The 6,119-nt window shown below is 70.4% G+C and carries 1 protein-coding gene; it reads right to left on the minus strand.

Annotated features, from left to right (window positions below):
* On the minus strand, positions 1-6,059 hold a 6,059-nt coding region (locus ACIBW6_RS34820; protein WP_399066946.1), incomplete at its 3' end, for an amino acid adenylation domain-containing protein.
* Positions 6,060-6,119: the final 60 nt, after the last annotated feature.

Raw genomic sequence — 6,119 nt, forward strand, 5'->3', positions numbered from 1 at the left:
ACATCCCGCTGCCGGACCGCCACCCCCTTCGCCACACCCGTCGACCCCGACGTGAACATCACATACGCCAACTGATCAGGACGCACCACCACACCAAGGCCCGTGGCCGGCCCCCCGGCCGTGGCCGCGACATCGTCGGCCGTCACGACCAGCGAGACGCCCGCCTGCTCGCAGACCGCCGCGCAGTGCTCCTGCGACCAGTCCGGGAACAACGGCACATACGCGCCACCCGCCATCGCGACACCCAGCTCCGCGATCACCAGCTCCGCGCACCGCTCCATCCGGAGCGCCACCAGCGACTCCGCGCCTACGCCCTGCTCGCGAAGCCAGTGCGCCAACTGCCGGGCTCGCCGGTCCAGTTGCGCATACGACAGCCGCACCGAGCCGAACTCCACGGCCGGCGCCTGCGGCGCCCGCGCCACCTGCTCCGCGAACACCTCCGGAATGGATCCGGTAAGCACCTCGACCCCGGTGCTGTTCCACTCCTCCAGCGCGGCACGCTCACCAGGCAGCACCACGTCCAGCTGGGAGAGCTTGCTGTCGGGGGCCGCGGTGACGTGTCGCAGGACCTGGGTGATGCGTCGGGCGAGCGCGCTGACGGTGTCGTGGTCGAAGAGGTCGCGTGCGTAGACGAGACCGCCGGAGAAGGACCCGCCGGGCCCGGCGAGGTGGTCCTCCTCGAAGTGCACAGTGAGGTCGAACTTGGCCGTGTCGGTCTCGAGCGGTTCTGGTGTGCTCTCGACGCCGGGGAGGTCGAGCCTGCCCTGGGCGTTGTTCTGCAGGACGAGCATCACCTGGAACAACGGCTGACGTGCCGCCGAACGCTCCACACCCAACGCGTCCACCAACCGGTCGAACGGCACATCCCCATGCGCATGCGCACCCAGATGCACCTCCCGCACCCGCTCCAGCAGCTCCACGAACGTCGGATCGCCCGACAGATCCGTCCGCAGCACCACCGTGTTCACGAAGAACCCGACCAGCTCGTCCAGACCCTCGTCCGCACGGCCCGCCAGCGCCGCACCCACCGGTATGTCCTCACCCGCACCCACCCGCGACAACGTCACCACCAGCGCCGCATGCAACACCATGAACAACGACACCCCGTGCTCACGCGCCAGCTCACTCAGACGCGCATGCACCCCCGCATCCACCGCGAACGGCACACTGCCCCCGCGCTGCGACGCCACCGCCGGCCGCGCCCGGTCGAACGGCAACACCAACTCCGCCGGAGAACCAGCCAACACCCCACGCCAATACTCCAGCTGAGCACTCATCACGCTCGCCGGATCCTCCTCGGACCCCAGCACCGCCCGCTGCCACACCGCGTAATCCGCGTACTGCACCGGCAACGCATCCCACTGCGGCACACCACCCGCACACCGCACCCCATACGCCCGCGACAGATCCCCGAGCAACGGCGCCATCGACCACCCGTCCGCCGCGATGTGATGCAACACCAACAACAGAACCTGCGACTCCACCCCCGTACGGAACAGATACGCCCGCACCGGAACCTGCACCGCCAGATCGAACGGAGCGGATGAGGCGGCGGCCAGTTCGGCGGGGAGTCCGGCTTCGGTGACGGTGCGGACGGTGAGGTCGGCGGTGGCGCCGGCCTTGACGTACTGGGAGGGCTTGCCGTCTTCCGTGGTGATCACGGTGCGCAGGACGTCGTGGCGTTCCATGACGTCCTGCAGCGCGTCCGTCAGGGCCGCTTCGTCGACCGTTCCGGTGAGGCGGACGGCGTAGGGCATGTGGTACGCGGCGCTGTCCCCTTCGAACTGGTCCAGGAACCACAAGCGCTGCTGGGCGTAGGCCAGCTCCACCGCGCCCGTACTCGTCCGGGGCCGCAGTGTCGGCCGCTTCACCTGCGCGTCGTCGAGGCGCGAGGCGAGTTCGGCCACGGTCGGCGCGTCGAACACCGTGCGTACCGTCAGTTCCACTCCGAAGACCGCACGCACCCGCGACACCAGCCGCGTCGCCAGCAGCGAATGACCCCCCAGATCGAAGAAGGAGTCGTCCACGCCGACCACGTCCGCACCCAGCAACTGCCCGAACAACCCGCACAGGACCTCTTCCCGCGCGGTCCTCGGCGCCCGGTACACCCCGCCCACGAACACCGGATCCGGCAACGCACCCCGGTCCAGCTTCCCGTTCGCGTTCAACGGCAGCCGCTCCAGCACCATCACCACCGACGGCACCATGTACTCCGGCAACCGCTCGGCCACGAACCCCTGCAACACTCCCCCGTCCAGCACTACATCGGCCGAGACCGGCACCGCGTAAGCGACAAGTTGGGGGCCGCGGGCGGTGTCGTCGGTCCCGCTGGCGATGACGACGGCTTCCGCGACCTCGGGGTGGGCGGCGAGAGCGGCCTGTACCTCGCCCAGCTCGATACGGATACCGCGCACCTTGACCTGGTCGTCCGCCCGGCCCGCGTACGACAACCGCCCGTCCGCACCCCAGCACGCCAGGTCACCCGTCCGGTACAGCCGCTCCCCCACCGCGAACGGACTCGCCACGAAGCGTTCGGCGCTGAGGGCGGGCTGGTTGACATAGCCGCGGGCCAGGCCCGTGCCGGCGACGTACAGCTCACCGACGGTGCCGGGCGGGACCATGCGCAGGGTCGAGTCCAGCACGTACACCTGCGTGTTCGGCAGGGGGCGGCCGATGGGGAGGGCGCCGTGCTCCAGGTCACCCGTACTGATCCGGGTCCACACGCTGTCGGCGCTGGCCTCCGAGAACCCGTACGAGTTGAGGAGCCGCCCCTCGGGGAAGGCGCGCAGGAAGCGGCGTGCGGTGGCGGGTGAGAGGGCCTCGCCGCTGCTGGTCCACATCACCTTCTCTGCCTGCGGGCCGAGGAGATCCTCCTCCAGGAGCGTGTTGAGCAGGCTCGGGACGAGGGTGGTACGGGTGACGCCGTGCTGTTCGATCAGCGCGGCCAGGGCATGGCCCGTACGCATCTGGTCCTGGTCGGCGAGGACGACGGCCGCCCCGTGCAGCAGCGGACCGAAGATCTCACTGGTCGACTCCCCGAACGCCAGCGACGCCTTCGCACACCCCACCTCACCCGGCCCCCACGGGAACTCCCGGTGCCCGCAGTCGAGCCGGTTGACCATACCGATGTGCGTACCGACCACACCCTTGGGCCGACCCGTGGAACCCGACGTGTAGAAGACATAGGCAGGCCGGGCGGGAGTGAGGGGGCGGCTGCGTTCCGCGTCCGCCACCGGGTGGGCGGGCAAGGCGGCGACGGCTGTGCGCGTCGCGGGATCGTCGATCACGACCGTCGGGACACCGGAGACCGGCAGCGAGTCCGCCACCCCGGCCGCCGTCACCACCAGACCCGCCCGCGAATCCGCGAGCATGAACGCACCCCGCTCCGAGGGATACGCCGGATCCAACCCCACATACGCCGCACCCGCCTTCGCGACGGCCAACAACGCCACCACCAGATCGGCGGTCCGCGGCAGATAGACCGCCACGAAATCCTCCGGACCCACACCGTGCGCCATCAGATGACGCGCCAGACGACTGGCCCGCCCGTCCAGCTCCGCATACGAGAGCCGCTCGTCCCCACTGATCAGCGCAACCGCGTCAGGAGTCCGCTCCACCTGCGCCGCGAAGAGGTCGGGCAGGGTGCTCGTGAGCAGCGTGGCGTTGTGGATGCCGTTCCAGCCGTCGAGGGTGTTCCGTTCCCCGGGCAACAGCATGTCGAGCTGGGCGAGGGGCCGGTCGGCGGTGGTGGTCAGGTGGTGCAGGAGGTGCTGGTAGCGGTCCAGGATGCGGCTCGCCCGTTCCTGGTCGAAGGCGGCGGGCTGGTAATCCAGGCGCAGCCGCATCGCGTCGCCTGCGGGGATCGCCGCGAAGGCCAGCGGGTAGTGCGTGGCGTCGACGGCGCTGCTGATGGAGAAGCCGGGTCCGTCCGTGGCACCTTCGCTCGCCGCGGTGATGCGGGGGTAGTTCTCGAAGATGGTGAGGGTGTCGAACAGCTGGCCTGTGTCCGCGAGTTGCTGGATCTCGGTGAGGCCGAGGTGGTGGTAGGCGAGGAGGGCTGCCTGTTCCTGCTGGACGCGCTGGACGAGACCTGCGAGCGTCTCGGCGGCGTCAAGGCGGATGCGGACGGGCAGCGTGTTGATGAACAGGCCGACCATGGACTCCACGCCGGGAAGTTCGGCGGGGCGGCCCGAGACGACGGAACCGAAGACCACGTCCTCGCGCCCGGTCAGGCCCCCGACGAGGACGCCCCACACGGTCTGTACGAGGGTGTTGAGCGTGACGCCCCAGGAACGGGCCAGCACGGTCAGCTCCGCGACCACCGACTCCGCAACCCGCGCCTCACACCGCTCAGGGACTCGCGTCTGCGCCGCGGTGAACGCCGGCGCCACCAGCGTCGGCTCCTCTACGCCCGCCAGCGCCTCCCGCCAGGCCGCCTCCGCGGCCGGCCGGTCCGCCTCCGCCAGCCACGCCAGATACGCACCGAACGGCCGCACCGCGGGAAGCCCAGCAGCACCACCCTGGCGGTAGAACGCCAGCAACTCCCGGAACAGGACCGGCATGGACCAGCCGTCGAGCAGGATGTGGTGGTTGGTCAGGACCAAGCGGTGCCGGTCCGTGCCGAGACGCACCAGCACCCACCGCAGCAGCGGTGCGCGTCGCAGGTCGAAGGGGGTGGCGCGTTCCCGGTCGGCGACGGCGGCGGCCTCGTCCTCCGGTGTGTCGTACGACGACACGTCCAGGGTGCGGAAGGGTGCCGGCACCGAACCCGGCACCGAACCGGTCACGACCTGCATCCACCGGCCGTCTGCGGTCTGCCGGAATGCGGCCCGCAGGTTCGCGTGCCGGTCGAGGACGGCCTGCGCGGCGGCCCGCAGCCGCTCGACGTCCAGGGGGCCGGTCAGTTCCAGGACGAACTGGGCGGTGTAGACGTCCGTGCCCTGCTCGTCGTAACCGGCGTGGAAGGCCAGACCCTGCTGGAGCGGGGAGAGGGACGTGACGTCCGCCAGGCCTCCCTCCGCCCGCAGCTCACCTTCCAGTGCGTTGATCTGCTCCTGGTCGATCTCTACGAGGGGGAAGTCGGACGGCGTGTGACCGCCCGCGCCCTGCTCGACGGCTTCCGCGATCGCGGTCAGCTCCTCGAACCAGGCCTGCGCCAACTCCCCCACGCGTTCCTGGGAGAGGATCTCGCCGGCCCAGGACCACACCGCCCGCAGCACCGGACCCTCACCAGCTTCTTCGATGAGGGAGTTCACCTCGACGGTGTGCGCCAGCGGCATCCCGTCGTCAGCGCCACTGCGCAGCCCGAGTCCGCCGTCGTGGCTGTCCGTGGTGAAGCGGCCGAGGTAGTTGAAGCCGATCTGCGGCTCCGCACCCGCCAGCTCCGGAGCCGTTTGCTCGTTGAGGTAGCGCAGCAGGCCGTAGCCGAGGCCCTTGTCCGGGACTTGGCGTAGTTGTTCCTTCACCTGCCGCACCGAGGAAGCCGCATCCCCCGGGCCTGCGTCCAGCGCCACCGGATACACCGAGGTGAACCAGCCCACCGTCCGCGAAAGATCAACCCCGGGCAGCTCCTCACGACCATGCCCCTCCACATCCACGACGACGGAGCCCGGCCCGGCACCACGCCAGCGCCGCACCGCCCGCGCCAGAGCAGCCAGCAGCACGTCATTGATCTCACCGTGGAACGCGGCAGGCACCGCACCCAGCAGACGCCGCGACACCGCAGTAGGAAGGCGCAGCTCCAGCTGGCCGGCCGAGGACGCCACATCCACCACCGCATCCAGCGGGCGTACGCCCAGCAGCGGGTCCGGGGTGCTGCGCACGCCACGCCAGAACTCCAGCTCGCCGGAGCGCGCCTGCGCCTCGTCCACCAGCAACCGCGCCCACCGACGGAACGACGTCGCCACCCCCGCCGGCTCCACCGACGGCTCGGACAGTGCCGCCTGGACATCCGGGACGATGATCCGCCACGACACCCCATCGACCACCAGATGGTGCGCCACCAGCAACAACACACCCTCGGCGTCCGGGCCGCGGTCGAACCACACGCCCTGCACCATCACACCCGCACCAGGCGACAACCGCCCCTGCGCCCCACGACGCTCCACCACCACGAGCCG

The sequence above is a fragment of the Streptomyces sp. NPDC049813 genome, from assembly GCF_044465085.1.
In the GTDB taxonomy this organism is placed as follows: domain Bacteria; phylum Actinomycetota; class Actinomycetes; order Streptomycetales; family Streptomycetaceae; genus Streptomyces.